The sequence below is a fragment of the Hydrogenophaga sp. SNF1 genome (genome assembly GCF_034421675.1).
Classification (GTDB): Bacteria; Pseudomonadota; Gammaproteobacteria; order Burkholderiales; family Burkholderiaceae_C; genus Hydrogenophaga; species Hydrogenophaga borbori.
The window spans coordinates 127349-150669 of sequence record NZ_CP139793.1 but is presented as its reverse complement, the minus strand read 5'-3'; the positions used below and the strand labels follow the sequence as shown (position 1 = coordinate 150669).

General features: G+C 71.0%; 28 protein-coding genes. 14 read left to right on the top strand and 14 right to left on the bottom strand.

The genetic code is table 11. From position 1 onward, the window contains the following. Positions 1-13: 13 nt before the first annotated feature. Positions 14-829 (bottom strand): alpha/beta hydrolase, encoded by an 816-nt coding sequence (locus SOM08_RS00750; RefSeq protein WP_322469850.1) that lies wholly within the window; start codon positions 827-829, stop codon positions 14-16. Beyond that, positions 826-1878: a peptidase M29 gene (locus tag SOM08_RS00745; protein WP_322469849.1), complete on the bottom strand. Its 1053-nt coding sequence runs from the start codon at positions 1876-1878 to the stop codon at positions 826-828. The genes SOM08_RS00750 and SOM08_RS00745 overlap by 4 nt, the downstream gene beginning before the upstream one ends. Positions 1879-1952: 74 nt before the next feature. Here SOM08_RS00745 and SOM08_RS00740 point away from each other — a divergent pair, with 74 nt between their 5' ends. The 3 genes from SOM08_RS00740 to SOM08_RS00730 are packed head-to-tail and all read left to right on the top strand — an operon-like array spanning position 1953 to position 3946. Next, the gene (locus tag SOM08_RS00740; protein WP_116959002.1) at positions 1953-2474 is read left to right on the top strand and encodes a flavin reductase family protein; all 522 of its coding nucleotides are present in this window, start codon (positions 1953-1955) and stop codon (positions 2472-2474) included. After that, entirely contained in the window at positions 2471-2983 is a 513-nt protein-coding gene (locus SOM08_RS00735; protein WP_322469848.1) for a MarR family winged helix-turn-helix transcriptional regulator, read from the top strand. The genes SOM08_RS00740 and SOM08_RS00735 overlap by 4 nt, the downstream gene beginning before the upstream one ends. Positions 2984-3037: 54 nt before the next feature. Beyond that, the gene (locus tag SOM08_RS00730) at positions 3038-3946 is read left to right on the top strand and encodes a DMT family transporter (protein ID WP_116959004.1); all 909 of its coding nucleotides are present in this window, start codon (positions 3038-3040) and stop codon (positions 3944-3946) included. A 12-nt stretch (positions 3947-3958) separates the two neighbouring features. Here the strand turns inward: SOM08_RS00730 and SOM08_RS00725 are convergent, their stop codons facing one another. Next, positions 3959-4873, bottom strand: a complete 915-nt coding sequence (locus tag SOM08_RS00725) for a LysR family transcriptional regulator (protein ID WP_322469847.1) — start codon at positions 4871-4873, stop codon at positions 3959-3961. A 98-nt stretch (positions 4874-4971) separates the two neighbouring features. Here SOM08_RS00725 and SOM08_RS00720 point away from each other — a divergent pair, with 98 nt between their 5' ends. Next, complete coding sequence (locus SOM08_RS00720; RefSeq protein WP_116959006.1) at positions 4972-5616, top strand: NAD(P)-dependent oxidoreductase; 645 nt, start codon at positions 4972-4974, stop codon at positions 5614-5616. On the opposite strand, the gene SOM08_RS00715 is transcribed toward SOM08_RS00720, so the two are convergent. Then, positions 5600-7708 carry an acetoacetate--CoA ligase gene (locus SOM08_RS00715; protein ID WP_416186986.1) on the bottom strand — a complete coding sequence of 703 codons (2109 nt, stop codon included), beginning with the start codon at positions 7706-7708 and terminating at the stop codon, positions 5600-5602. The genes SOM08_RS00720 and SOM08_RS00715 overlap by 17 nt on opposite strands. A 99-nt stretch (positions 7709-7807) precedes the next feature. Between SOM08_RS00715 and SOM08_RS00710 the strand changes: the two genes are divergently transcribed. The 3 genes from SOM08_RS00710 to SOM08_RS00700 all read left to right on the top strand — a co-directional run bounded on the left by SOM08_RS00710 (position 7808) and on the right by SOM08_RS00700 (position 10295). Beyond that, positions 7808-8485, top strand: a complete 678-nt coding sequence (locus SOM08_RS00710) for a TetR/AcrR family transcriptional regulator (RefSeq protein ID WP_322469845.1) — start codon at positions 7808-7810, stop codon at positions 8483-8485. Positions 8486-8574: 89 nt separating this feature from the next. Continuing rightward, the gene (locus tag SOM08_RS00705; RefSeq protein ID WP_322469844.1) at positions 8575-9867 is read left to right on the top strand and encodes a solute carrier family 23 protein; all 1293 of its coding nucleotides are present in this window, start codon (positions 8575-8577) and stop codon (positions 9865-9867) included. A gap of 2 nt (positions 9868-9869) precedes the next feature. After that, complete coding sequence (locus SOM08_RS00700) at positions 9870-10295, top strand: hotdog fold thioesterase (RefSeq protein WP_116959008.1); 426 nt, start codon at positions 9870-9872, stop codon at positions 10293-10295. A gap of 25 nt (positions 10296-10320) precedes the next feature. On the opposite strand, the gene SOM08_RS00695 is transcribed toward SOM08_RS00700, so the two are convergent. Next, positions 10321-10659, bottom strand: a complete 339-nt coding sequence (locus SOM08_RS00695) for a hypothetical protein (RefSeq protein ID WP_116959009.1) — start codon at positions 10657-10659, stop codon at positions 10321-10323. Next, on the bottom strand, positions 10656-11222 hold the full coding sequence (locus tag SOM08_RS00690) for a cob(I)yrinic acid a,c-diamide adenosyltransferase (protein WP_116959010.1): 567 nt from the start codon (positions 11220-11222) through the stop codon (positions 10656-10658). The genes SOM08_RS00695 and SOM08_RS00690 overlap by 4 nt, the downstream gene beginning before the upstream one ends. 193 nt (positions 11223-11415) lie before the next feature. On the opposite strand from SOM08_RS00690, the gene SOM08_RS00685 reads away from it, so the two are divergent. Together SOM08_RS00685 and SOM08_RS00680 are read left to right on the top strand one after the other, a co-directional pair. Next, positions 11416-11628 (top strand): hypothetical protein, encoded by a 213-nt coding sequence (locus SOM08_RS00685; protein WP_116959011.1) that lies wholly within the window; start codon positions 11416-11418, stop codon positions 11626-11628. A 53-nt stretch (positions 11629-11681) separates the two neighbouring features. Further along, the gene (locus tag SOM08_RS00680) at positions 11682-13109 is read left to right on the top strand and encodes an FAD-binding oxidoreductase (RefSeq protein ID WP_322469843.1); all 1428 of its coding nucleotides are present in this window, start codon (positions 11682-11684) and stop codon (positions 13107-13109) included. 25 nt (positions 13110-13134) lie between these two features. Here SOM08_RS00680 and SOM08_RS00675 read toward each other — a convergent pair whose 3' ends face one another. Next, positions 13135-14049 carry a helix-turn-helix transcriptional regulator gene (locus tag SOM08_RS00675; protein ID WP_322469842.1) on the bottom strand — a complete coding sequence of 305 codons (915 nt, stop codon included), beginning with the start codon at positions 14047-14049 and terminating at the stop codon, positions 13135-13137. Positions 14050-14225: 176 nt separating this feature from the next. Between SOM08_RS00675 and SOM08_RS00670 the strand changes: the two genes are divergently transcribed. Further along, on the top strand, positions 14226-14729 hold the full coding sequence (locus tag SOM08_RS00670; RefSeq protein ID WP_116959014.1) for a cupin domain-containing protein: 504 nt from the start codon (positions 14226-14228) through the stop codon (positions 14727-14729). A gap of 21 nt (positions 14730-14750) precedes the next feature. Here SOM08_RS00670 and SOM08_RS00665 read toward each other — a convergent pair whose 3' ends face one another. The 6 genes from SOM08_RS00665 to mnmG all read right to left on the bottom strand — a co-directional run bounded on the left by SOM08_RS00665 (position 14751) and on the right by mnmG (position 20398). Continuing rightward, positions 14751-15671, bottom strand: a complete 921-nt coding sequence (locus SOM08_RS00665; protein WP_116959015.1) for a ParB/RepB/Spo0J family partition protein — start codon at positions 15669-15671, stop codon at positions 14751-14753. Next, on the bottom strand, positions 15672-16217 hold the full coding sequence (locus tag SOM08_RS00660) for an RBBP9/YdeN family alpha/beta hydrolase (RefSeq protein WP_116959275.1): 546 nt from the start codon (positions 16215-16217) through the stop codon (positions 15672-15674). It abuts the gene before it with no gap. Positions 16218-16233: 16 nt separating this feature from the next. Further along, on the bottom strand, positions 16234-17004 hold the full coding sequence (locus SOM08_RS00655) for a ParA family protein (protein ID WP_116959016.1): 771 nt from the start codon (positions 17002-17004) through the stop codon (positions 16234-16236). A gap of 6 nt (positions 17005-17010) precedes the next feature. Continuing rightward, positions 17011-17625 (bottom strand): LysE family translocator, encoded by a 615-nt coding sequence (locus SOM08_RS00650; protein WP_116959017.1) that lies wholly within the window; start codon positions 17623-17625, stop codon positions 17011-17013. Positions 17626-17694: 69 nt separating this feature from the next. Continuing rightward, a complete protein-coding gene (gene rsmG, locus SOM08_RS00645; RefSeq protein ID WP_116959018.1) occupies positions 17695-18357 on the bottom strand; it encodes a 16S rRNA (guanine(527)-N(7))-methyltransferase RsmG in 663 nt (220 codons plus the stop codon). A gap of 58 nt (positions 18358-18415) precedes the next feature. After that, positions 18416-20398, bottom strand: coding sequence for a tRNA uridine-5-carboxymethylaminomethyl(34) synthesis enzyme MnmG (gene mnmG, locus SOM08_RS00640; RefSeq protein ID WP_116959019.1), 1983 nt, complete (start codon positions 20396-20398; stop codon positions 18416-18418). A 125-nt stretch (positions 20399-20523) separates the two neighbouring features. On the opposite strand from mnmG, the gene SOM08_RS00635 reads away from it, so the two are divergent. The 4 genes from SOM08_RS00635 (at position 20524) to SOM08_RS00620 (ending at position 22522) form a co-directional block, all read left to right on the top strand. Continuing rightward, positions 20524-21120 (top strand): NADPH-dependent FMN reductase, encoded by a 597-nt coding sequence (locus SOM08_RS00635; protein ID WP_116959020.1) that lies wholly within the window; start codon positions 20524-20526, stop codon positions 21118-21120. Between the two features lie 13 nt (positions 21121-21133). Then, complete coding sequence (locus SOM08_RS00630) at positions 21134-21388, top strand: YkgJ family cysteine cluster protein (protein WP_116959021.1); 255 nt, start codon at positions 21134-21136, stop codon at positions 21386-21388. A gap of 74 nt (positions 21389-21462) precedes the next feature. Beyond that, the gene (locus tag SOM08_RS00625) at positions 21463-21654 is read left to right on the top strand and encodes a DUF2892 domain-containing protein (protein WP_116959022.1); all 192 of its coding nucleotides are present in this window, start codon (positions 21463-21465) and stop codon (positions 21652-21654) included. 97 nt (positions 21655-21751) lie between these two features. Further along, complete coding sequence (locus SOM08_RS00620) at positions 21752-22522, top strand: class II aldolase/adducin family protein (RefSeq protein ID WP_116959023.1); 771 nt, start codon at positions 21752-21754, stop codon at positions 22520-22522. Between the two features lie 16 nt (positions 22523-22538). Here the strand turns inward: SOM08_RS00620 and SOM08_RS00615 are convergent, their stop codons facing one another. Continuing rightward, positions 22539-23285, bottom strand: coding sequence for a hypothetical protein (locus tag SOM08_RS00615; RefSeq protein WP_116959024.1), 747 nt, complete (start codon positions 23283-23285; stop codon positions 22539-22541). Positions 23286-23321: the final 36 nt, after the last annotated feature.

The window sequence follows — 23321 nt, the reverse complement described above, 5'->3', positions numbered from 1 at the left end:
TTGGATGGTGTGGTCAGTGCAGGTCGCCCGCGGGCGAGGGCGCGCGCTCGGCCAGGAAGTCGAGCAGCAGGCCGTCGAAGTCCTCGGGCGCCTCCAGGTTCATGAGGTGACCGATGCCCTTGAGCTCGGCGTAGCGCGCGTTCGGGATGGCCTCGGCCATCTGCTTCATCACCGACGGCGCGGCCACGCGGTCGAACTCGCCGCCGATGAGCAGCGTGGGCACGCGGATGTCGCGCAGCGCGGCCTGGCGGTCGAAGGTGACCAGGCAGTCCAGCGCGCGACGGTAGGTGGCGGCGGGCACGCCGCCCATGCAGTGCTCGGCCAGGCGCAGGCCCTCGGGCAGCGCGCCGGGGCCGGCCATCTGCGGCACCAGCACCTGGGCCACCTCGGCCATGCTCTTGCCCGCGTCCAGCGGCGCGGTGCGCTGGGCGACGAACTGGCGCGCCCAGGTCTCGGCGTCGCGGCCGTCCGTGCGCTTGCCGAAGGCGGCCGAGGTGCCCGCGAGCACCAGCCGGCTGACCTTGTCGGGCCGGCGCGCGATCACCTCCTGCGCGACCATGCCGCCCATGCTGTGCCCCACCAGCACCACGCTCTCGCATTGCAGGGCGTCGATGAGGTTCACGCAGCTCTGCGCGAGGCCCTTGAAGGTGTAGGGCTCGATGGGCGCGCTGTGGCCATAGCCCGGCATGTCCCAGGCGATGGCGCGGTACCCCGCGCCGGCCAGCGATTCGACCTGCGGCGCGAAGGCCAGGTGGCCGCCGCCGATGCCATGCAGCATCGACACGGTGGCGCCGCTGCCGAGCGCGGTGAAGGTGGGCAGCGCGTTCATTCGCCCACCACCTGGCCGGCGTCGACCACCACCGTGTCGTCCAGCCATACCGTGCAGCCACGCAGCGGGAAATCGAAGTGCCCGCGCGTGTGCCGCCCGGCCACCTCGTTGGCGCCCGTGCTGTAGAGGAAGTTGCCGGCGAAGGCACGCAGCTCGGTGCCGTTGAAGTCGCGCTTGTCGTAAAGCGCCATGCTGTCCCAGCGGGCCTTGGGATTGAGGCCGTAGCCCACGTGGCTCACGGCGTAGGCCTCGGGCTCGCCCCAGGCAGCGTAGTGGCCACGCAGCAGCTCGGCGTCGACGCCGCTGCCCTCGATGCGCGTGACCGTGTCGGCCTCGATGCGCAGGGTGATGGGGCGTTCGATGTAGCGCTTGAAGGTGAGGTTCACGTCGCCCTCGGCCAGCACCAGGGTGCCGTTGACGGTGCCGCGGGCGGGAAAGCCCAGCACCATGCCGCCAGGCCAGTGCGTGAGCGTGCCGGGCCGCGTGGTGCTGCCCCAGTTGCCACCGAGCACGGCGCCGGCGAGGTCGACGTGCAGGTCGGTGCCGGCGGCCGAGGTGACGCGCAAGCGCTTGGCGCCGCGCAGGCGCTTGAGGTGCGCCTTCACGCGCGCCTCGGTGGCCTCGTCGGGCAGCAGGCGCATCAGGGCCTCGGGGTGTTCGTCGCTCACGTAGACCACGCGCGGCTGCGTCTGGCCATTGCCCTGCAGGATGGCCGGCAACTCGGGCGCGTGCATCAGGCCCTCGGCGGTGCAGTCGATCACGAGCTGGCTGCCCGCGAGCGCGGCGATCACCGGCTGCAGCTGCTGGATGGCCGGACTGGCGCCGGTGGAGCGTTGCACCGGCGCGCCGTCGCTGAACACGGAGGGCAGCGTCAGCCGGAAGCAGCGCGCGCCCAGGCGCGCGGCCGCCAGGTGCGCCAGCTCGAGCAGCACCGGCCGGCTTTGCGTTTCGCCCAGGATGGCGACCACCTCGCCCGTCTGCAAGGCGCAGCGCCTGAGCAGGGCCTCGAAGGCGTCGATCCAGGCGGGTTCGATCCGCTCCTGCAGCATCGGGTCTCCTTTTTTGTCGGGGTGGGATTCGCTGGCGGCCCATTATTCATGAAAATTCATGTAAATTGCGCCCCATGTCCCCCGCCCGTCAGGCTGGCCACGCGGCCCGCCCCCCCGATTTCTCGGCGCACGAGTTCCGCGCTTCGCTGGGCATGTTCGCCACCGGCGTGACCATCGTCACCGCGCGCGCGCCCGATGGCGCGCTCATCGGCCTCACCGCGAACTCCTTCAACTCGGTCTCGCTGTCACCACCGCTGGTGCTGTGGAGCCTGGCGCACCACGCCGGCTCCATGGCCTTCTTCCGCAACGGCTCGCACTACGCCATCAACGTGCTTGCGGCCGACCAGCAGGCCCTGGCCGAGCGCTTCGCGGCGCGCGGCATCGACCGCTGGAACGGCGTGGCCTTCAGCGAAGGCGGCAATGGCGCGCCGCTGCTCGACGGCGCGGCCGCCGTGTTCGAGTGCTTCAACCGCAGCCAGTACACCGAGGGCGATCACGTGATCTTCGTCGGCGAAGTGGAGCGCTGCAGCCACCGGCCCGGCGCCTCGCCGCTGCTGTTCCACGGCGGGCGCTTCTACGCGGAGCACCCGCTGTGAAGGAACGGCGCGATCCGCCGCCGGGCCGCGCCAAGGCGGATCAGCCCCCCGGGGGGGCAGCGACCCGCGAAGCGGCGGCGCGTGGGGCCCCCCGTTTCACCGATGACTATCTGGGCTACCTGCTCGGCCAGGCCAACCACGCCCTCTTCAAGGAATTCGACGCCCAGGTGCGCGAGGCCGGCCTGGGCTCGCTGGAGTGGCGCGTGCTGGCGGTGCTCAGCGGCGAGTCGCCGATGGCCGTGGGCCGGCTGGCGCACGAGGTGCTGAGCCAGCAGCCCACCGTCACCAAGCTGCTGCAGCGCCTGGTCGTGCAGGGCTGGGTGGCCCTGCACGACGACCCCGCGGACCAGCGCCGCACGCTGGTGTCCATCACGCCCGCCGGCCAGAAAAAGGTGGCGCCGCTGCTGCGCCGCGCCCGCGCGCACGAGGCCGCCATGCTCGCCGAGTTGTCGGCCGCCGAAGTGCAGCGCCTGAAGACCCAGCTCAAGCGCCTGGCGCAGCCACGCTGAGCGCAGAACCCCTGCGACACGCGCGCCGCGCGGCGCCCCGCACAATCACCGGCCATGCCGCCCGCCACGCCTCCCGTTCGCAAGACCCACCTCGACTCCCTCGCCATCACGCTGCTGGTGGCGTGCTGCGCGTTCTGGGGTTTCCAGCAGATCCTGATCAAGGTGGCCGTGGCCGAGGTGCCGCCGCTGTGGCAGGCCAGCCTGCGTTTCTGGGGCGCCACGCTGCTGCTGTGGCTGTGGTGCCGCGCGCGCGGCGTGCCGCTGTTCCAGCGCGACGGCACGCTCAAGGCCGGCCTGCTGGCGGGCCTGCTGTTCGCGGGTGAGTTCAGCTTCATCTACCTGGGCCTGCAGCTCACCTCGGCCTCGCGGCTCACGGTGTTCCTCTACACCAGCCCCTTCGTGGTGGCCCTGCTGCTGCCGCGCGTGGTGCCCAGCGAGAGGCTGCGCCGCGTGCAGTGGGTGGGGCTGGTGATCGCGTTCGCGGCGGTGGTCACGGCCTTCAGCGAGGGCTTCGCGAACGGCTCGCCCGGGGCCGGCCAGTGGCGCGGCGACGCCATGGCCCTGGGCGCGGGCCTTCTCTGGGGCCTGACCACGCTGACCATCCGCGCCAGCCGGCTCGCCACGGCCAGCGCCGAGAAGACCCTGTTCTACCAGGTGGCCGTCACGGCCGCCGTGGCGCCGCTGCTGTCGCTGGCGCTGGGCGAGACCTGGGGCTGGTCGTACTCGGGTCTGGCCTGGGGCTCGATCGCGCTGCAGTCGGCGGTGGGCGCCTTCGCCAGCTACCTGGCCTGGATGTGGATGCTGCGCCACTACCCGGCCACGCAGATCAGCACCTTCACCTTCCTCACGCCGGTGTTCGCGCTGGTGTTCGGCGTGCTGCTGCTGGGCGAGCCGCTCACGCTGCGGCTGATGCTGGCACTGGGGGGCGTGGCGCTGGGCATCGTGCTGGTGAGCCGGCGCTGAAGCCGAACCGGCTCAGCCGCCGCGCGCGCCGAAGTGCGCCTGCAGCGCCCGCAGCGCGTGGCGCACCTTGGCCGGCTGCTCGTCGCGCCGCGGCGTGACGGCGAAGACCGCAGCCGGCTCCAGGCGCCAGTCGGGCAGCACCGGCACCAGGCGGCCCTGGTCGAGCGCGGCGCCCACGTCGTCGCGCATGCCGACGTACAGGCCCCAGCCTTCGAGCGCCAGGGCCTCCAGCACCGTCACCTGCGACGCCAGCACGCGCGGCTCCACCCGCACCTCGGCGCGCGCGCCCTGCGGTCCCTGGAACTCCAGTGCCGTCGCCGCGCCGCTGCGCGGCGGCAGGCCCAGCCAGTCGTGGCCGGCCAGCTCGCCGGGGTCGCGCGGCCAGCCGCGCTCGGCGAGGTAACGCGGCGCCGCGCCCAGCACGCGCTGCAGTTCGCCCAGGCGGCGCGCCACCAGGGCCGAGTCGGTGAAGCGACCCACGCGCAGCGCCAGGTCCACGCGCTCGGCGATCAGGTCGATGGGCGTGTCGTCCAGCAGGAGGTGCAGGCGCAGGCGCGGGTGGCGCCGCAGCGGCTCCAGGGCGCTGGCCAGCCGATCGCCGAAACCGATGGGCGCGGCCAGGCGCAGCTCGCCCTCGGGCTCGTCGCGCAGGCGCTCCAGGGCCTGATCGGCGCTGCGGGCCTGGGCCACCATGGCCGCGCAGGCCGGGTGGTAGCGCTCGCCGGCCTCGGTGAGCGTGAGCCGGCGCGTGGAGCGGTGCAGCAGCACCAGGCCCAGGGAGCGCTCCAGCAGGCGCAGCTGCTGGCTCACGGCGGACGGCGTGCTGCCCAGGCGGCGCGCGGCCGCGCTGATGGAGCCGCTGTCGACGATCTCGGCGAACAGGGCCATGCGGCGCAGCTTGTCGGCCAGGGCCTGGGCTTCATTCATTAGATTGTCTACAAAATGAATGAGGATTCTGCCATCTGGTCCCTTGTTCGTGTAGTGATGACACTAGATGCCATTCACAACCCGCCAGGAGTTTCCCCATGAAGATCGCCCTGATCGGCGCCACCGGCTTCGTCGGCAGCGCCGTGCTGAACGAACTGCTGTCGCGCGGCCATGCCGTGACCGCGCTCGCCCGCCACCCCGAGAAGTTCACCGCCCGCGACGGCCTGGCGGTGGTGCGCGCCGACGCCCTGGACGCCGCCCAGGTGGCCGCCGCGGTGCGCGGACAGGACGCCATCGTCAGCGCCTACAACCCCGGCTGGAACGAGCCGCGCATCTACGACCTGTTCGGCCAGGGCTACGACGCCATCCTGGCCGGCGCCCGGCAGGCCGGCGTGAAGCGCCTGCTGGCCGTGGGCGGCGCGGGCAGCCTGGAGGTGGCGCCCGGCGTGCAGCTGGTGGACACGCCCGAGTTCCCGGCCGAGTGGAAACAGGGCGCGCTGGCCGCGCGCGACCTGCTCACGCGCCTGCGCGGCGAGACCGCGCTGGACTGGACCTTGCTGTCGCCGCCGATCCTGCTGGCCCCGGGCGAGCGCACGGGCCGCTACCGCGTGGGCGGCGACCAGCCGCTGCCCGGCGAGGGTGGGCAGCCCTCGGGCATTTCGGTGGCCGACCTGGCGGTGGCCATCGCGGACGAGATCGACAGGCCGCAGCACCTGCGGCGCCGCTTCACGGTCGCGAACTGAACCCCGGCGCCACCCCACGCTCGCGCGCCAGCCGCACGTACCAGTCCAGGCTGCCGGGGTTGGCCATGGCCTCCCGGTTGATGACCTTGTCGATCGGCTGGCCCAGCAGCAGCTTCTTGATGGGCAGCTCCTGCTTCTTGCCCGAGAGCGTGCGTGGGATCTCGGCCACCTGATAGATGGCGTCGGGCACGAAGCGCGGCGACAGCGCCTGGCGGATCGCGGCGTTCAGGCGCTGGCGCAGGGCCTCGTCCAGCGTGAGCCCCTCGCGCAGCACCACGAACAGCGGCATCCAGCTCTCTCGGCCCAGGTACTCCAGGTCCACGACCATGGAATCCAGCACCTCGGGCAGGGCCTCGACGGCGCTGTAGATCTCGCTCGTGCCCATGCGCAGGCCGTGGCGGTTGATGGTGGCGTCGGAGCGGCCGTAGATCACGCAGGAACCGTCGGGCAGCACGCGCAGCCAGTCACCGTGGCGCCAGACGGCGCCGGCCTCGGGGCCGAGGTCGCCGCCGCCCGGCCGACGACCGTGGCCGGGCGGGTAGGCGTCGAAGTAGCTGCCGATCAGGCGTCGGTTGTCCGCATCGCCCACGAAGTACAGCGGCATCGAGGGAATGGGCTGGGTGCAGACCAGCTCGCCCACCTCGTCGATCACCGGTTCGCCGCGCTCGTTCCAGGCCTGCACCGCACACCCCAGCAGGCGGCACTGCATGCGCCCGGGCGTCTGGGGCAGCTCGCGGTGGCCGCCGATGAAGGCGCCCGCGAAGTCGGTGCCGCCGCTGATGTTGCACCACCAGATGTCCTTCTGTGCCTCGCCCGAGGCGATGGCGGCGAACTGCGCCGAGCCCCAGCGCTGCGCGTCTTCCGACAGCGGCGAGCCCGTGCTGCCCAGGGCGCGCACGCGCGACAGATCGCCGCAGCGCGACAGGTCCACGCCGGCCTTGAGGCAGTTGGCGTAGAAAGCCGCGCCGGCGCCGAAGAAGGTGACGCCCGTTTCGGCCGCGAAACGCCAGAGGGTGGTCCAGTCGGGCGCGTCCTTGGCGCCACCCGGGTTGCCGTCGTAGATGACGCAGGTGGTGCCGTTGAGCAGGCCGCTGATCTGCGCGTTCCACATCACCCAGCCGGTGGAGCTGTACCAGTGGTAGCGCTCGCCCCAGCTGTTGGGGTCGTAGCTGCAGCCCACGTCGTTGTGCAGGCTCTTGAGCGCCAGGCCCACCAGCACCGTGCCGCCATGGCCGTGCACGATGGGCTTGGGCAAGCCGGTGGTGCCGCTGGAATAGACGATCCACAGCGGGTGGTCGAAGGGCAGGTCCTCGGGCTCGAAGGCCGCGGTCTCGGCGTCGTCGCGGGCCACCACGGCCTCCAGATGCGCGCAGGGCGCGGCCTGCGCCAGCGCGCGCGCTTTCTCATCGGGCGCATCGGCCAGGTTGGTGTGCAGCAGCACGTGGCGCACCGTGGGCAGGGCCGCGCGCAGCTCGGCCACCACGCCCAGGCGGTCGATGTCGCGCAGGCCGTAGGTGACGCCGTCGCAGGCGATCAGCGCCACCGGCTCGATCTGGCGGAAGCGGTCGAGCACGGCGTGGGTGCCCATGTCGGGCGCGCAGACGCTCCACACGGCGCCAATGCCCACCACGGCCAGGAAGGCAACGGCCGTCTCGGGGATGTTGGGCAGGTAGGCGGCCACGCGGTCACCCGGGCGCACGCCCTGGGCCTTCAGGTGCAGGGCCAGCGCGGCCACCTGGCGGCGCAGCTCGGGCCAGCCCAGTTCGGTGTGGCGGCCTTTTTCGTTGCGGGCGATCAGCGCGGGCATGCCCGCCGCGTGGGCCGGCGCCACGTGGCGGAACACCTGGCGCGTGTAGTTGGCGCGCCCGCCCACGAACCACTGGGTGCCGGGCATGGTGTTTTGAAACAAAACGTTCTCTTCATTGAATCCAAAATGCAATCCAAAGTATTCTTCTATCGATGTCCAGAACGCCGGGGGATCGGTGACGGACCACTGCCACAGCCCGTGGTAGTCGTCGAAGCGCAGGCCATGGTGCTGCGCGAGCCAATCGGTGTAGCGGCGGATCTGGGGCACGTAGGGAGGCGTTGGCATGGGGTTCCTGCTGGGATGGCGAGCCGCAGCGTAGCGCCGTCCCGCCGCACTGTCAGTCCCCGCGGCGCGCCTGCGCGACGCCCCCACCCCTTCCGCCTCATGCCACTGCCACGTTCCTCCTTCCCCACGCCGCGCAACGACCGCCAGCAGGCCATCCTGCACGCCGCCGAGCGCCTCTTCGCCCAGCGCGGCTTCCACGCGGTCACGGTCCGCCAGATCGCCGAGGCCGCCGAGGTGCCCCTGGCCCTGGTGGGCTACTACTTCGCCCACAAGGAAGGCCTGTTCCGGGCCATCTTCGCGCACCACGGCCCGCTGCACCACGAAGCCATGCGCGCCCTGGAGGACGCGCGCCGCGCCGCCGCCCTGCCCGGCGAAGCCGACGGCCTGCGCCGCGTGGTCGAGGCCTTCGTGCTGCCGTTGCTGCGCTGGCGCCACCACAGCGCCAGCCAGCACTACGCGCAACTGCTCGCGCGCGAGCTGGCCCAGGCCGCGCCCGAGGCCGAGCCCGCGCTGCAGGAGCACGTCGACCCCCTGCTGCAGCGCCTGTTCGACGCCCTGCAGGCCGCCCTGCCCCGGGCCTCGCGCCACGACCTGGCCGACGCGCTGCGCTTCGCCCTGGGCGCGGTACAGGCGCACCTGGCGGAGCACCGGCTCGACCGGCTCGTGGCCGGCACGCGCGCCGGCCCGGCCAGCGCCCAGCGCCTGAGCGAGTTCATCGCCAACGGCATCCGCGCGGTGTTGGCACCCGCCCGCGCGCAGCCGGCCGAGCGGGCCTGAGCCCGCGCGTGCGCGACGCGACGCGCACGCCACTTGCTTGCACAATCGCGTGCCACTTCGGCACGACAACAACATGAGGAGCGAGTGAGATGGGCCTTTTCAACTGGACGGAGAAACCGGCGAGCACCCTCGGGCAGGGTGGCGTCATCGCCCCCGACGAACGCCTGCCCTGGCCACAAACCACGGTGATGGGCGTGCAGCACGTCATCGCCATGTTCGGCGCCACGGTGCTGGCGCCGCTGCTCATGGGCTTCGACCCGAACGTCGCCATCCTCATGAGCGGCATCGGCACCCTGATCTTCTACTTCATCACCGGCGGCAAGGTGCCCAGCTACCTGGGCTCCAGCTTCGCCTTCATCGGCGTGGTGATCGCGGCCAGCGGCTACGCCGGCAGCGGGCCCAACGCCAACCTGGGCGTGGCGCTGGGCGGCATCATCGCCTGCGGCGTGCTCTATACGCTGATCGGCTTCGTGGTGCAGGCCATCGGCACCGGCTGGGTCGAGCGGCTCATGCCGCCGGTGGTCACCGGCACGGTGGTGGCGGTGATCGGCCTGAACCTGGCGGCCATCCCGATCAAGAACATGGCACCCACGGGCTTCGACGCCTGGATGCAGGCCATCACCTTCGTCAGCGTGGGCCTGGTGGCCGTGTACGCGCGCGGCATGGTGCAGCGCCTGCTCATCCTGGTGGGCCTGATCCTGGCCAGCGTGGTCTACGCCGTGCTCACCAACGGCCTGGGCCTGGGCAAACCCATCGACTTCAGTGGCGTGGCCAACGCGGCCTGGTTCGGGATGCCCTCCTTCGCCGCGCCGGTGTTCAGCGCCCAGGCCATGCTGCTGATCGCGCCGGTGGCGATCATCCTGGTGGCCGAGAACCTGGGCCATGTGAAGGCCGTCAGCGCCATGACCGGCCGCGACCTCAACCCCTACCTGGGCAAGGCCTTCATCGGCGACGGCGTGGCCACCATCGTGAGCGGCGCCTCGGGCGGCACGGGCGTCACCACCTACGCCGAGAACATCGGCGTGATGGCGGCGACCAAGATCTACTCGACCGCCATGTTCGTGGTGGCCGCGCTCATCGCCATCGTGCTGGGCTTCAGCCCCAAGTTCGGCGCGCTGATCCAGACCATTCCCCTGGCCGTGATGGGCGGCGTGTCCATCGTGGTGTTCGGCCTGATCGCGATCGCGGGGGCCAAGATCTGGGTCGACAACCGGGTCGACTTCTCGGACAACCGCAACCTGCTGGTGGCGGCCATTCCCCTGATCCTGGGCACGGGCGACTACACGCTCAAGTTCGGCGGTTTCGCGCTGGGCGGCATCGGTACCGCGACCTTCGGCGCCATCGTGCTGTACTGGCTGCTGGGCCGCGGCCAGAAGGCCTGAGCATGCCGGCGATCTGGACCCGCCCCATCTCCTGCGAGATCCTGCACCAGCTGCACGAGGGCACCGCCGTGCGGCAGCTGGGCATCGAGTTCACCGAGGTGGGCGACGATTTCATCGCCGCGCGCGTGCCGGTGGACGCACGCACCAAGCAGCCCTATGGCCTGCTGCACGGTGGCGTGAGCGTGGTGCTGGCCGAGACCCTGGGTTCCTGCGGCGCGGCCTTCACCTGTGCCGAAGGCCACCGCGCCGTGGGCCTGGACATCAACGCCAACCACCTCAAGGGCGCCACGCAGGGCTGGGTCACGGGCGTCACGCGGCCGGTGCACATCGGCCGCAGCACGCAGGTGTGGCACATCGAGTTGCGCAACGACGCGGGCGAGCTCACCTGCGTCTCGCGCATCACCATGTCGGTGCTGGCGCCGCGATAACCCCGGCACCTCCGATCGGACGCGGCTATCGACGGGTACAGCGCCCCTCGGAGGTGGCCTGCCCCCGAAAGTCGCTGCGCCAGGTGAGCGTGGCGGTGTCGATCTGGATGCGCTCGTTGTCCAGCGCGGTGAGCAGCACGGTGTCGAACACCGAGAAGCTGTAGACCGGCACACCATCGATGGCCACGCCGCGGATGCGGCGCTCATCGAGCGTGAAGCGCACCTCGCGCACCCAGGCGCTGCGCGCGGGCAGGTAGACGGCGTCGCAGCTCAGCACCACCTGCTCGCCCGGCGCGGGTTCGGCGCGCGCCGGGGCCAGCGCCAGCGCCAGCGCCGCCACGGCCAGCGCCGGCAGGGCCTTCACTCGGCGACCCCGCGCTGCAGGCGCTCGCTCTTCCAATAAACGTCGTCGCCGCCGTGCATGCGGTTGAGCACGCGCGCCAGCACGAACATCAGATCGCTCAGGCGGTTGAGGTACTGGCGCGGCGCCTCGCGCACCGCGTCCACGTCGCCCAGGGCCACCACCGCGCGCTCGGCGCGGCGCGCCACGGTGCGGCACACGTGCGCCTGGCTGGCCGCGCGGTTGCCCGCCGGCAGGATGAACTCCTGCAGGCGCGGCAGGGCCGCGTTGTGCTCGGCCAGGGCCTCGTCGAGCGCGGCCACGGCCTCGGGCTTGAGCAACTCGTACCCTGGGATGGACAGCTCACCGCCCAGGTTGAACAGCTGGTGTTGCACCTCCACCAGCAGCCCGCGCACGCCGGCCGGCAGCTCTTCGCACAGCAGCACGCCGATGTGCGAGTTGAGTTCGTCCACGTCGCCCATGGCGTGCACGCGCAGGTGGTTCTTGGACACGCGGGTGTTGTCGCCGAGGCCGGTGGTGCCGGCGTCGCCGGTGCGCGTGGCGATCTGGGTGAGTCGGTTGCCCATGGACGGTCGTCTCCTCTTCTGGCTCGTCGCCGCATTGTGCGCCAGTGATCGGGTGTAACCGCCCGCAGGGAAATGTCACGGGCGTCAAGCGCCGGTCAAGCGCGCAACGGCCGGCAAAAGCACTTGGTTCTGTCACACGGGGGCGTTGCAATCGCGGGCATCGCCCGCAGCTTGGGGCGACAACGGAGACCGAATGAACCGACCCCGCAAGACCCAGGCGCTGTCCCAGCGCTTCGAGGCGCGCAGCGTGCAGCTGCTCGCCGCCTGGACCCTGGTGATCGCCGGCGCCGCCGCCACCGGCCCCTTCCTGCAGAAACCCCGCCAGGGCGCCACGCCCAGCGGCCTGTCCCTGCCGTCGGCCCAGGGCGCCCTGCCCGGCCCCATGGCCCGCGGCGCCCGCCGCTGAACACCCCCGGGCGTACACTGCGCGGTTCAGAAACCGCGCCGGAGACCGCCCCAATGAACGCCCCCACCGACGTCGCCCACCTGCTGCCCACCGTCGAGCAGCGCGAGGTGCCCGAGGCCTTTCTGGCCGCGCTGAAGCAGCGCTTCGGCGCGCAGTGCTCCACCGCCCTGGCGGTGCGCGAACAGCACGGCCGCGACGAGTCCGCCTTCGTCACCGTGCCGCCGCCGGCGGCCGTGGTCTTCGCCGAATCCACGCGCGACGTGGCCGACGCCGTGGCGCTGTGCGCTCAGTACAAGGTGCCGGTCATTCCCTTCGGCGTGGGCTCCTCGCTCGAAGGCCACCTGCTCGCGGTGCAGGGCGGCATCAGCATCGACGTGAGCCGCATGAACCAGGTGCTCGCCATCAACGCCGAGGACCTGACCGTGACCGTGATGCCCGGCGTGACGCGCAAGGCCCTGAACGAGGCCGTGAAAAGCGAGGGCCTGTTCTTCCCCATCGACCCCGGCGCCGACGCCTCCATCGGCGGCATGACGGCCACGCGCGCCAGCGGCACCAATGCCGTGCGCTACGGCACCATGCGCGAGAACGTGCTGGCGCTGGAGGTGGTCACGGCCGAGGGCAAGGTGGTGCGCACCGGCACGCGCGCCAAGAAATCGTCCGCCGGCTACGACCTCACGCGCCTGATGGTGGGCAGCGAAGGCACGCTGGGCGTGATCACCGAGATCACCCTCAAGCTCTATCCGCTGCCCGAGGCCATCTCGGCCGCGGTGTGCTCTTTCCCCTCCATCGAGGCGGCGGTGCGCTGCGTGATCCAGGTCATCCAGCTGGGCGTGCCGATCGCGCGCTGCGAGCTGATCGACGCCAACACCGTGCGCATGGTCAATGCCCACAGCAAGCTGGGGCTGCGCGAGGAACACATGCTGCTGATGGAATTCCACGGCTCGCCCGCCAGCGTGAAAGAGCAGGCCGAGACCGTGCAGGACATCGCCAGCGAGTTCGACGGCAATGCCTTCGAATGGGCCACCACGCCGGAGGAGCGCACGCGCCTGTGGACCGCGCGGCACAACGCCTACTTCGCGGCCATCCAGACCAAGCCCGGCTGCCGCGCCGTGAGCACCGACACCTGCGTGCCCATCAGCCGCCTGGCCGACTGCCTGCTCGATTCCGTGGCCGAGGCCGACGCCAGCGGCCTGCCCTACTTCCTGGTCGGCCACGTGGGCGACGGCAACTTCCACTTCGGCTACCTGATCGACCCCGACAACGTCGACGAGCGCCGCCTGGCCGAAGAACTCAACGTCAAGCTCGTGACGCGCGCGCTGCAGCTGGAAGGCACCTGCACCGGCGAGCACGGCGTGGGCCTGCACAAGATGGGCTTCCTGCTCGACGAGGCCGGCGCCGGCGCGGTGGACCTGATGCGCACGCTCAAGCGCGCGCTGGACCCGGACAACATCCTGAACCCGGGCAAGATCTTCTCGGCCTGAGGCCGGCGGCCGCGCCGCACCCGGCTCAGCCGCGCCGCTGGGCGCGCCAGGCACTGGGCGTGAGACCGTACTGCCGCCGGAACGCGGCGGTGAAATGGCTGGGGCCGCGAAAGCCGCTGTCGCGCGCGATGTCGGCCACGGCCAGCGGGCTGCGCGCCAGCAGGTCCTGCGCGCGCACCAGGCGCCGCTCCAGCACGTAGCGGTGCGGCGTCTGGCCCACCGCCCGCTTGAAGGCGCGCAGGAAGTGGTCGGGCGACAGGTGGGCGATGTCGGCCAGGGCGCTCAGCGTCAGGTGCGCGGCCAGGCGCTCTTCGATGTGCTCGTCGATGTGGGCGAACAGCCGCCGCAGCGTGGCCCCGGTGAGCGCCAGGCGGGACCCCGAACGCTCGGGCGCGGCCGCGGCGCCGCCAGCGTCGCGGCGGATGAGGTGCGCCAGCAGCAGGGCCTGCCACTGCTCCAGCGCCAGCGGATCCAAGCCATCGACCAGGGCCTCGTGCACCAGCCAGTGCAGCAGGCGCGCGAGTTGGGCGTCCTCGGCCGCGAAGAAGTCGCCCAGCCCGTCGGCGGGCCAGGGCCGCGAGAGGCGTTCGGCCGCGTCGCTCAGCGCCTGCGGGTGCACGTAGGCATGGGCCACCCGGCAATGCCCGCCGATGGTCCACTCCGAATCGCGCCGCGCCGGCACCAGGCTCACGCTGCCCACGCGGGAGCGGTGCCCCACGCAACGGCCGTCGGCCCACTTCTCCACCAGCGTGCAGCCCGACAGGTGCAGCGCCAGCGCGTGGTGGTCCAGGCCTTGCACCCGCGTGTGCGTGGGCGGGTGAGACCAGATGGCGCCCACCACCTCGCCCGACTGGCAACGCAGCACGCGCTCGGGTTCGGCGTGCGCGAAGCGGCCGATGGTCCGGGCCGTGTCCTGGGCGCTGGCAAGCGGGGGGTGCATGGCGACATGCTAGGCCGCGCGGGGCCGTCGTCCTAGCGGGTTTCTGTCGAAAAAGCGGCATTGCAAGCGGCCGGCGGCCGCTTTCCCAGGGCTTTCCCGCAGGGCCGTGCCGTCAAGCCCGCCGAGCATGCGCCCGCGGCACCGATGCCGCGAAACCCATTCCCACGGAGACACCCATGCCCATCACCCACGCCAAGACCGGCACCGACCCGCGCGTGTCGCTGCGCTACCCCGACGGCTCGCTCATCGTGCGCACCAAGGAAATTCCCTGGACCCCCTGGGGCATGCCGGGCACGCAATTCAAGCTGCTGCACTGCGACGACGCCTCCAGCCTGCTGGTGATCCTGCTCAAGGTGGAGCCCGGCACCGTGGCCGGCGTGCACAAGCACTTCGGCGCCGCGCACGCCTACATCGTCGAAGGCGGTTTCGGCTACGAACACGGCGAGGTGTTCGCGGGCGACTACATGGTCGAGGCGGGTGGTATCACCCACCAGCCCTTCACCGGCCCGAACGGGCTGATCCTGCTGGGCTTCATGTTCGGCCCCATCGGCGGCCTGGCCGAGGACGGCTCGCTGGCCGGGGTGCTGGACATCGAATGGCACTACCAGACGGCCAAGGCCAACGGCGCGGCCGGCCACATCCACCGCCCGTCCATGGCGCCGGCGCCGGCCCTGGCCTGAACCCGGGCGAGGGGCGGGGCCTCAGTGCCCCGCGCGCAGCCGCTCGATGAGGCCGTTGAGCGCGTCCAGCGAGCCGAACTGGATCGCCAGCTCACCCATCTCCTCGACGCGGCCGTGGCGCTTCACGCGCTTTTTCACGCGCACCTCGACCTCGGCGGTCAGCAGGTCGGCCAGCTCCTCTTCCACGCGGCGGATGTCGCGCGACTTTTCCTTGCGCGGCTTCTGCGGCGCCAGGGTGAACTCGGCCGCCAGCTTCTTCACCAGGTTTTCGGCCTCGCGCACCGACAGCTTGCGGGTCGCGACCTGGTTGGCCGTGGTGATCTGCGCGGCCTTGTCCAGCGGCAGCAGCGCGCGCGCGTGGCCCATGTCGATGTCGCCGGCCATCAGCATGGTCTGCACCGGCTCGGCCAGCTGCAGCAGGCGCAGCAGGTTGCTGGCGGCGCTGCGCGAGCGGCCCACGGCCTGGGCCGCCTGTTCGTGAGTGAGCCCAAACTCCTTCACCAGGCGTTGCAGGCCATGGGCCTCTTCCAAGGGGTTCAGGTCTTCGCGCTGGATGTTCTCGATCAGCGCCATGGCGGCGGCCGACTCGTCCGGCACCTCGCGCACCAGCACAGGCACCTCGCTCAGGCCGGCCAGCTTCGAGGCGCGGAAGCGGCGTTCGCCCGCGATGATCTCGTGCTTGCCGGCGTCCGGGCCGCTGTTCAGCCGGCGCACCAGAATCGGCTGCATGATGCCCTGGGCCTTGATGCTCTCGGCCAGTTCGTACAGGGCGCCCTCGTCCATGCGGGTGCGCGGCTGGTACTGGCCGGGCACCAGCTGGTCCAGCGGCAGGGTGGACGGTGCGCCAGCGGGCGCGGCCTCGGCGGCGGGCTTGTCCTCGACCTTGGGGCCGAGCAGCGCTTCGAGCCCGCGGCCCAGGCCCTTGGGTTTTTTGGTGACCATCTAGTGCTTGTCTTTCGTGAGTTCGTCCAGCCAGGCCTGGCCCTGCGGCCAGTCGCCCAGGCCGGAATCGGCGTTGATGTGGCCGGCACGGCCGAGGTCGGTGAAGGCCGCCCCCCAGTCGGCGGCGAGGCCCCGGGCGCGCTCGAAGCCACAGTAGGGGTCGTCCTGGCTGCCGATCAGGTGGGCGGGGAACGGCAAGCGCTGGCGCACGATGGGCGACCAGCTGGGCAGCAGCTCGCGCAGGTCCTCGCGTTCCGAATCGCCCGGCGCCACCAGCAACGCGCCCACCACGCGGGCGGTGTGCCGGGAATGCGCGGCCCAGGCCGCCGTCAGGATGCAGCCCAGGCTGTGGGCCACCAGCAGCACGGGGCCGTCGGCGCCCAGCACCACGTCTTCCAGGCGGGCCATCCAGTCGCCGCGCTGCGGGTGCATCCAGTCGTGCTGCTCGACGCGGCGGTAGCCAAAGCGCGCCTCCCAGCGGCTCTGCCAGTGTTCGGGCCCGCTGCTCTGCCAGCCGGGCAGGACGAGGACGTTCTGCGGTTTCACGTGGAACACCCTCCTCTCACATCTTCTTGATGCGCTCGACCATCTCCTCGGCAAAGGCGACGAAGGCCTGGCTGCCGCGCGCGGAGGGGTCGAACACCACGCCCGGCAGGCCATAGCTGGGGGCCTCGGCCAGGCGCACGTTGCGCGGGATCACGGTGTCGAACACCTTGTCGCCAAAATGCGCCTTGAGCTGGTCGCTCACCTGCTGCTGCAGGGTGATGCGCGGGTCGAACATGACACGCAGCAGGCCAATGATCTGCAGGTCCTTGTTGAGGTTGGCGTGCACCTGCTTGATGGTGTTGACCAGGTCGGTCAGGCCTTCGAGCGCGAAGTACTCGCACTGCATGGGCACGATGACGCCATGCGCCGAGCACAGGCCATTGAGGGTGAGCATGCTCAGCGAGGGCGGGCAGTCGATCAACACGAAGTCGTACTGGTCGGCCACCTCGGCCAGGGCCTGCTTGAGCCGGCGCTCGCGGCGCTCCACTTCCACCAGCTCCACCTCGGCGCCCGCGAGCTCGCGGTTGGCGCCCAGCACGTGGTAGCCGCACTTGTCGGACCACTGGGCCGCCTCGGCCACCGAGGCGGATTCCAGCAGCACGTCGTACACCGACAGCGCCATGGCCCGCTTGTCCACGCCCGAGCCCATGGTGGCATTGCCCTGAGGGTCCAGGTCCACCATCAGCACCCGCTGGCCGACCTTGGCCAGGCCGGCGGCCAGGTTGACGGTGGTGGTGGTCTTGCCGACGCCGCCCTTCTGGTTGGCCACGCAAAAAATCTTCGCCATGGGTCTTTACTTGGAAAGGGCCAGCTTGACGCCAAAGCCGATGAGGAAGACGCCGGCGAGCTTTTCCAGCGTGCGGCCGATGCGGGGGTTGGCGCGCAGGCGCTCGGCCAGGAAGTGCACGATGAGCGTCATGCCCAGGCCGTAGGCGAAGGTCAGCGCGGCAATGGTGGCCGCCATGGCGCCGAAGGTGATCAGGCCCTGGTGGTGGGCACGGTCGACGAACAGGGGGAAGAAGGCCATGTAGAAGACGATGGCCTTGGGGTTGAGCAGGGTGATGGCGGCCGCCTGCTGGAAGTACTGGCGCGGGCGGATATTGAGGACCGGGGCGTCACCGGGCTTGGCGGTGAGCATTTTCCAGCCGAGCCAGGCGAGGTAGGCCGCGCCGATCCACTGGACCGCGCCGAACAGGGTCGGGGTGGCCGCCAGCAAGGCGGCGACGCCGGCGACGGCCGCCCACATCAGCACCTGGTCGGCGGCGATGACACCCAGGGTGGCGGCGAGTCCGCCGCGCAGGCCGCCCTTGCTGGTGGAGGTGATGAGGGCCAGGTTGCCCGGACCGGGAATGGCGAGGAAAACAACAATGGCGGCGACGAAAGCGCCGTAGTCCGCGATGCCGAACATGGTGGTGGCCCCCAGAAAGCAGGGGTCGAGTGTACGTGACGGGTTCTGCCGGGCCCCGGGCTTCCCAGCTCAGCCCATCCGCTCCCGCATCCAGACGATGCAGCGATCCGCCTTCAAGCCCGGCACCGCCACCGGTTCCACGTGAAACACATCCACGTCCGCCGGCAGCGCCAGCAGTTCCTCCAGGGGGTGCTTGCCCTTGAGGGCCATCCACATGCCCCCGATCTGCAGCGCCGATCGCGACCACTGGATGAAGTCCGCCAGGGAGGAGAAGGCGCGGGACGTGACCACGTCGTAGCCCTCTTCCCCACGCCCCCGGCTGAGCGACTCCACCCGCGCGTGCATCGCGTGCAGGTTCACCAGACCCAACTCCGCCGACACCTGGCGAACAAAAGCCGCCTTCTTGGCCACCGTGTCCACGCAGGTCACTTCGATCTGCGGGCAGGCGATGGCGATCACCACGCCCGGCAGGCCGGCACCCGAACCCACGTCCAGCAGCCGCACCGGGCGGCCGTCGGTTTCGCGCAGCAAGGGGCCGACCACCGCCAGGCTGTCCAGCAGGTGGTGGGTCAGCATCTCTGCCGGCTCGCGCAGGGCCGTCAGGTTGTAGACCCGGTTCCACTTCTGGATGAGCGCCATGTAGGCCATCAGCATGTCGACCTGCTCCTCGTCCAGCGAGAGGTCGAGTGCCTGCAGGCCGATCTGCAGCTCGTGGCGCAGCGCGTCCGTCATCGCAGCACCTCCGTGCTGCGCACTGCGGTGCGAGCGCCTTCGGGCGGCCGTGCGGCGCTCATGGGGCCGAGGCCTCAGTGGCGCCACGGGCCGAGGCCAGGCCACCGAGCCCCCCCTTTTTCAGGTGAATCAGCAACAGGGAAATGCTCGCGGGCGTGATGCCCGAGATGCGCGAGGCCTGGCCCAGGGTCTCGGGCCGGTGCCGGGCCAGCTTCTGCCGCGCCTCGAAGGACAGGGACGTGACCTTCAGGTAATCGATGTCCGCCGGCAGCTTCAGGTGCTCGTAGTGGGCGGCGCGCTCCACCTCGGCCTTCTGCCGGTCGATGTAGCCGCTGTACTTGGCCGCGATCTCCACCTGCTCGATCACCGGGGCCGCCAACTCGCCCAGGGTTTCACGTGAAACCGCGTTGTCGACGAAGGCGCCGCCGTTCATGCCGACCAGGGCTGGGTAGCTCACGCCAGGGCGGCGCAGCAGGTCGAACAGGTTGTGCTCATGCTCGATGGCCTTGCCCAATACACGCTCACCCTCTTCCACCGACAGCAGCTTGGGGTTCACCCAGGTGGATTTGAGACGCTCGGTTTCACGTGAAACCGCGTCGCGCTTGCGGCTGAAGGCGTCCCAGCGGGCGTCGTCCACCAGGCCCAGGCGGCGGCCGGTCTCGGTGAGGCGCATGTCGGCGTTGTCCTCGCGCAGCTGCAGGCGGAACTCGGCGCGGCTGGTGAACATGCGGTAAGGCTCGGTCACCCCCTGGGTGACGAGGTCATCGACCAGCACACCGAGATAGGCCTGGTCGCGCGCCGGCAGCCAGGCGCCCTCGCCCCGGCACTGCAAGGCGGCGTTGATGCCGGCGAACAAGCCCTGGGCCGCGGCCTCCTCATAGCCGGTGGTGCCGTTGATCTGGCCAGCGAAAAACAGGCCGGCGATCTGCTGGGTTTCGAAGCTGCTCTTGAGCGAGCGCGGGTCGAAGTAGTCGTATTCGATGGCGTAGCCCGGCCGCAGGATGTGCGCGTTCTCCAGGCCAGGCATGCTGCGCACCAGGGCGTATTGGATGTCGAAGGGCAGGCTGGTGGAGATGCCGTTGGGGTAGACCTCGTGGGTGCTCAGGCCCTCGGGCTCCAGGAAGATCTGGTGGCTGTCTTTGTCCGCGAAGCGGTTGATCTTGTCTTCCACGCTGGGGCAATAGCGCGGGCCCACGCCCTCGATCTTGCCGGTGAACATGGGGCTGCGGTCGAAACCGCTGCGGATGATCTCGTGCGTGCGCTCATTGGTGTGCGTGATCCAGCAGGAGATCTGGCGCGGGTGCAGGGCCGCGCTGCCCATGAAGCTGAACACCGGCAATGGCGTGCTCGGGGGCGTGCCGTCGGCCGCCGGCATGCCGTCGCCGGGCTGCTCGGTGCACTTCGACCAATCGATGCTGCGGCCGTCCAGGCGCGGGGGCGTGCCGGTCTTCAGCCGGCCCTGGGGCAGCTTGAGCTCCTTCAGGCGCGCCGACAGCGACACCGCCGGCGGATCGCCCGCGCGGCCCGCGCTGTAGTTGTTCAGGCCCACGTGGATCTTGCCGTCCAGAAACGTGCCGGCCGTCAGCACCACGGTGCGCGAGCGGAAGCGAATCCCCACTTGCGTGACGGCGCCCACCACGCGGTCGCCCTCCACCATCAGGTCGTCCACGGCCTGCTGGAACAGCCACAGGTTCGGCTGGTTTTCCAGGCGGCGGCGGATGGCGGCCTTGTAGAGCACGCGGTCCGCCTGGGCGCGCGTGGCGCGCACGGCCGGGCCCTTGCTGCTGTTGAGGATGCGGAACTGGATGCCACCCTCGTCCGTGGCGATGGCCATGGCGCCGCCCAGCGCGTCCACCTCCTTCACCAGGTGGCCCTTGCCGATGCCGCCGATGCTGGGGTTGCAGCTCATCTGACCCAGCGTCTCGATGTTGTGGGTGAGCAGCAGCGTGGCGCAGCCCATGCGGGCGGCGGCCAGCGCGGCCTCGGTGCCGGCGTGGCCGCCGCCGACCACGATGACGTCGAATTCCTGGGGGTACAGCATCTTGAACTCCAAAGCCCGCGGCGACGGGGCGGTCGGCGCGGGCGAGCCCGCGATTGTCCCATCAAGGGGCAAGCCCCGGGCCCGCGCAGGAATCCGGCGCGGCGGCGGTGCCAGAATCCGCCCCCATGACCCCGCCCACCCCCCTCCTCGTCTTCGCGGGCAGCACCCGCGCGCAGTCCCACAACCGCAAGCTCGCCCAGGTCGCCGCCGACCTCGGCCGCGCCGCCGGCGCCCAGGTCACCCTGCTGGAGCTGGCCGACCACGAACTGCCGCTCTACAACGCCGACCTCGAAGCGCGCGGCACCCCCGAGGCCGCGCGCCGCCTGAAAGCCATCTTCCACGCCCATCCCGCCTGGGTCATCTGCTCGCCCGAGTACAACGGCAGCTACACCGGCCTGCTCAAGAACACCATCGACTGGGTGTCCAGCCCCATCAAGGGCGACCCCGAATGGTCCAGCGGCACCAAGCCCTTCGCGGGCAAGGTGGTGGGCCTGCTCAGCGCCTCGCCCGGCGCCCTGGGCGGGCTGCGCAGCCTGTCGCACCTGTCGCCCCTGCTCCTGAACCTGCAGTGCTGGCTGACGCCCAAGCAGTACGCGCTGAGCAAGGCCGGCGAAGCCTTCGACGACCAGGGCCGGCTGATCAGCGGCCTCGCCCAGGCCGCCGTGCAGGGCGTCGTCGAGCAGGCGATCCACGCCGCGCGCAAGCTCAACGCGCCCGACTGAGCCCGCCGACCCCATGGACTGCCGCCCCGGCTGCGCCGCCTGCTGCACCGCGCCTTCGATCAGCAGCGCGATGCCAGGCCTGCCGCAGGGCAAGCCGGCCGGCCTGCCCTGCCCGCACCTGGACGGGGCCCTGCGCTGCCGCCTGTTCGGCCGACCGGAGCGGCCCCTGGTGTGCGCCTCCCTGAAGCCCGATCATGAAATGTGTGGTAGCGAGCGCTCACATGCAATGCAATGGCTCGGGCGCCTCGAGCGCGCGACGGCACCCTGATCTGGATCAAAGCGCGTCCGTTCGTGGCGGCGTCCAATCGGCTTGAACATCATCGTTCACTGATGGAGACCTCCATGACCCCCAACGTCGGCGGTATCGACCGTTCCCTTCGCATCCTTGTCGGCCTTGTCCTCATCGCCCTGGCCGCCACCGGCACGGTGGGCTGGTGGGGCTGGCTCGGCGTGGTGCCCCTGCTCACCGGCGTGGTGGGCTGGTGCCCGCCCTACGCCCTGTTCGGCATCAGCACCTGCAAGACGCGCGGCTGACGCCGCCGCCCTGTCGCTGCACGGACAGCCCCAGCCGGGCCAGCGCGCCTAGAGTGCGTGTCGAGCCGCCCGCCCCGAGGCGGCCCGGAGACACGCCATGCACATTCCCCCCCTGAAAGAAGCCGTCAGCGCCGAAGAGTGGGCGCTGCGTTGCGACCTCGCCGCCTGTTACCGCCTGGTGGCGGCCTATGGCTGGAGCGACCTGGTCTTCACCCACATCAGCGCCAAGCTGCCCGACGGCCTCACCGGCGGTGAGCACCAGTTCCTCATCAACCCCTACGGGCTGATGTTCGACGAGATCACCGCCAGCAGCCTGGTCAAGGTGGACATGGCCTGCAACAAGCTGCACGACTCGCCCTTCCCCGTGAACCCGGCGGGCTTCGTCATCCACAGCGCCGTGCACAGCGCGCGGCCCGAGGCGCAGTGCGTGCTGCACACGCACACCCGCGCGGGCGTGGCGGTGAGCGCGCAGCGGCACGGCATCCTGCCCATCAGCCAGCAGAGCACCTTCGTGCTGAGCTCGCTCGCGTACCACGGCTACGAAGGCGTGGCCCTGCGCCCCGACGAGATTCCGCGCCTGCAGGCCGACCTGGGGCAAGCCAATTACCTGGTGCTGCGCAACCACGGCCTGCTCACCGTGGGCCGCTCCATCGCCGACGCCTTTCTCTCCATGTACACCTTCGAGAACGCCTGCCGCATCCAGATCGACGCGCTGGCCGGCGGCAGCGAACTGACCCAGGTGGACCCGCGCATCCTCGCCGGCATGGCCGAGGTCATGCGCGTGGCCACGGCCGGCCAGGGCGCGCAGATCGCCTGGCCCGCACTGCTGCGAAAACTGGAGCGCCTGGACCCGTCGTACAGAACCTGAGCGCGGCGCGGCGGCTTCAGCGATCGGCCACGAAGGCGGCCATACCTTCCAGCACCGTGCGCAGGCGCATCAGCTCACGCGAGGTGTCGAGCCGCCGCGACCAGGAGGCCAGCCGCGAGATCCGCTGCAGGCGCGGCAGCAGGCGGGCAATGAAGCGGCGCAGCGCCTCGCCCTGCGCCGCGTCCACCGCCGCGTAGGCCTGCAGCACCGCGTGCACCGCGCCGGGCCCCAGGGGCTCGATCAGCCGCGCCAACGACAGCACCAGCTGCAGCACGTCGTAGCGCTGCACCATGTCCAGCGACAGGCCGGGCACCAGGGGCTCCTCGAAGTCCAGCCGCGCGAAGCGCTCGCCATCCCAGGTGATGTTGCGCGCCTGCGCACCGCCATGCCACTGGCCGCGCGCGTGAAAGCCCGCCAGATCGGCGGCGGCCGCGCACATCAGCGGCAGGCGCTCCTCGGGCGCTCGCTGGAACAGCAGGTAGTCCAGGGTGGTGCCCACGTCGCTGGTGACCAGGGTGCGGCCGTCGAAGCCGATCACGCGCGGCACGCACTCGCCCACGGCGGCCAGGGCCAGCAGGCGCTCGTGTTCATGGGCCAGCAGCGCGCGCGGATCGGTCTGGCGCGCGGCCGCCCAGGGAATGGGCACGCCCACGACGTGAGCGAACAGCCACACGCCCGCCGACTTGCGCCAGCTGCGCAGCGGGCGGTCGGTGGTCTTGGTCCAGGTCTTGGTGCCGTCGACGGCGGTGCTTGGGGAACTCACGCGCGCGATTATCCCGATCGCGCCTGGCCCCGACGG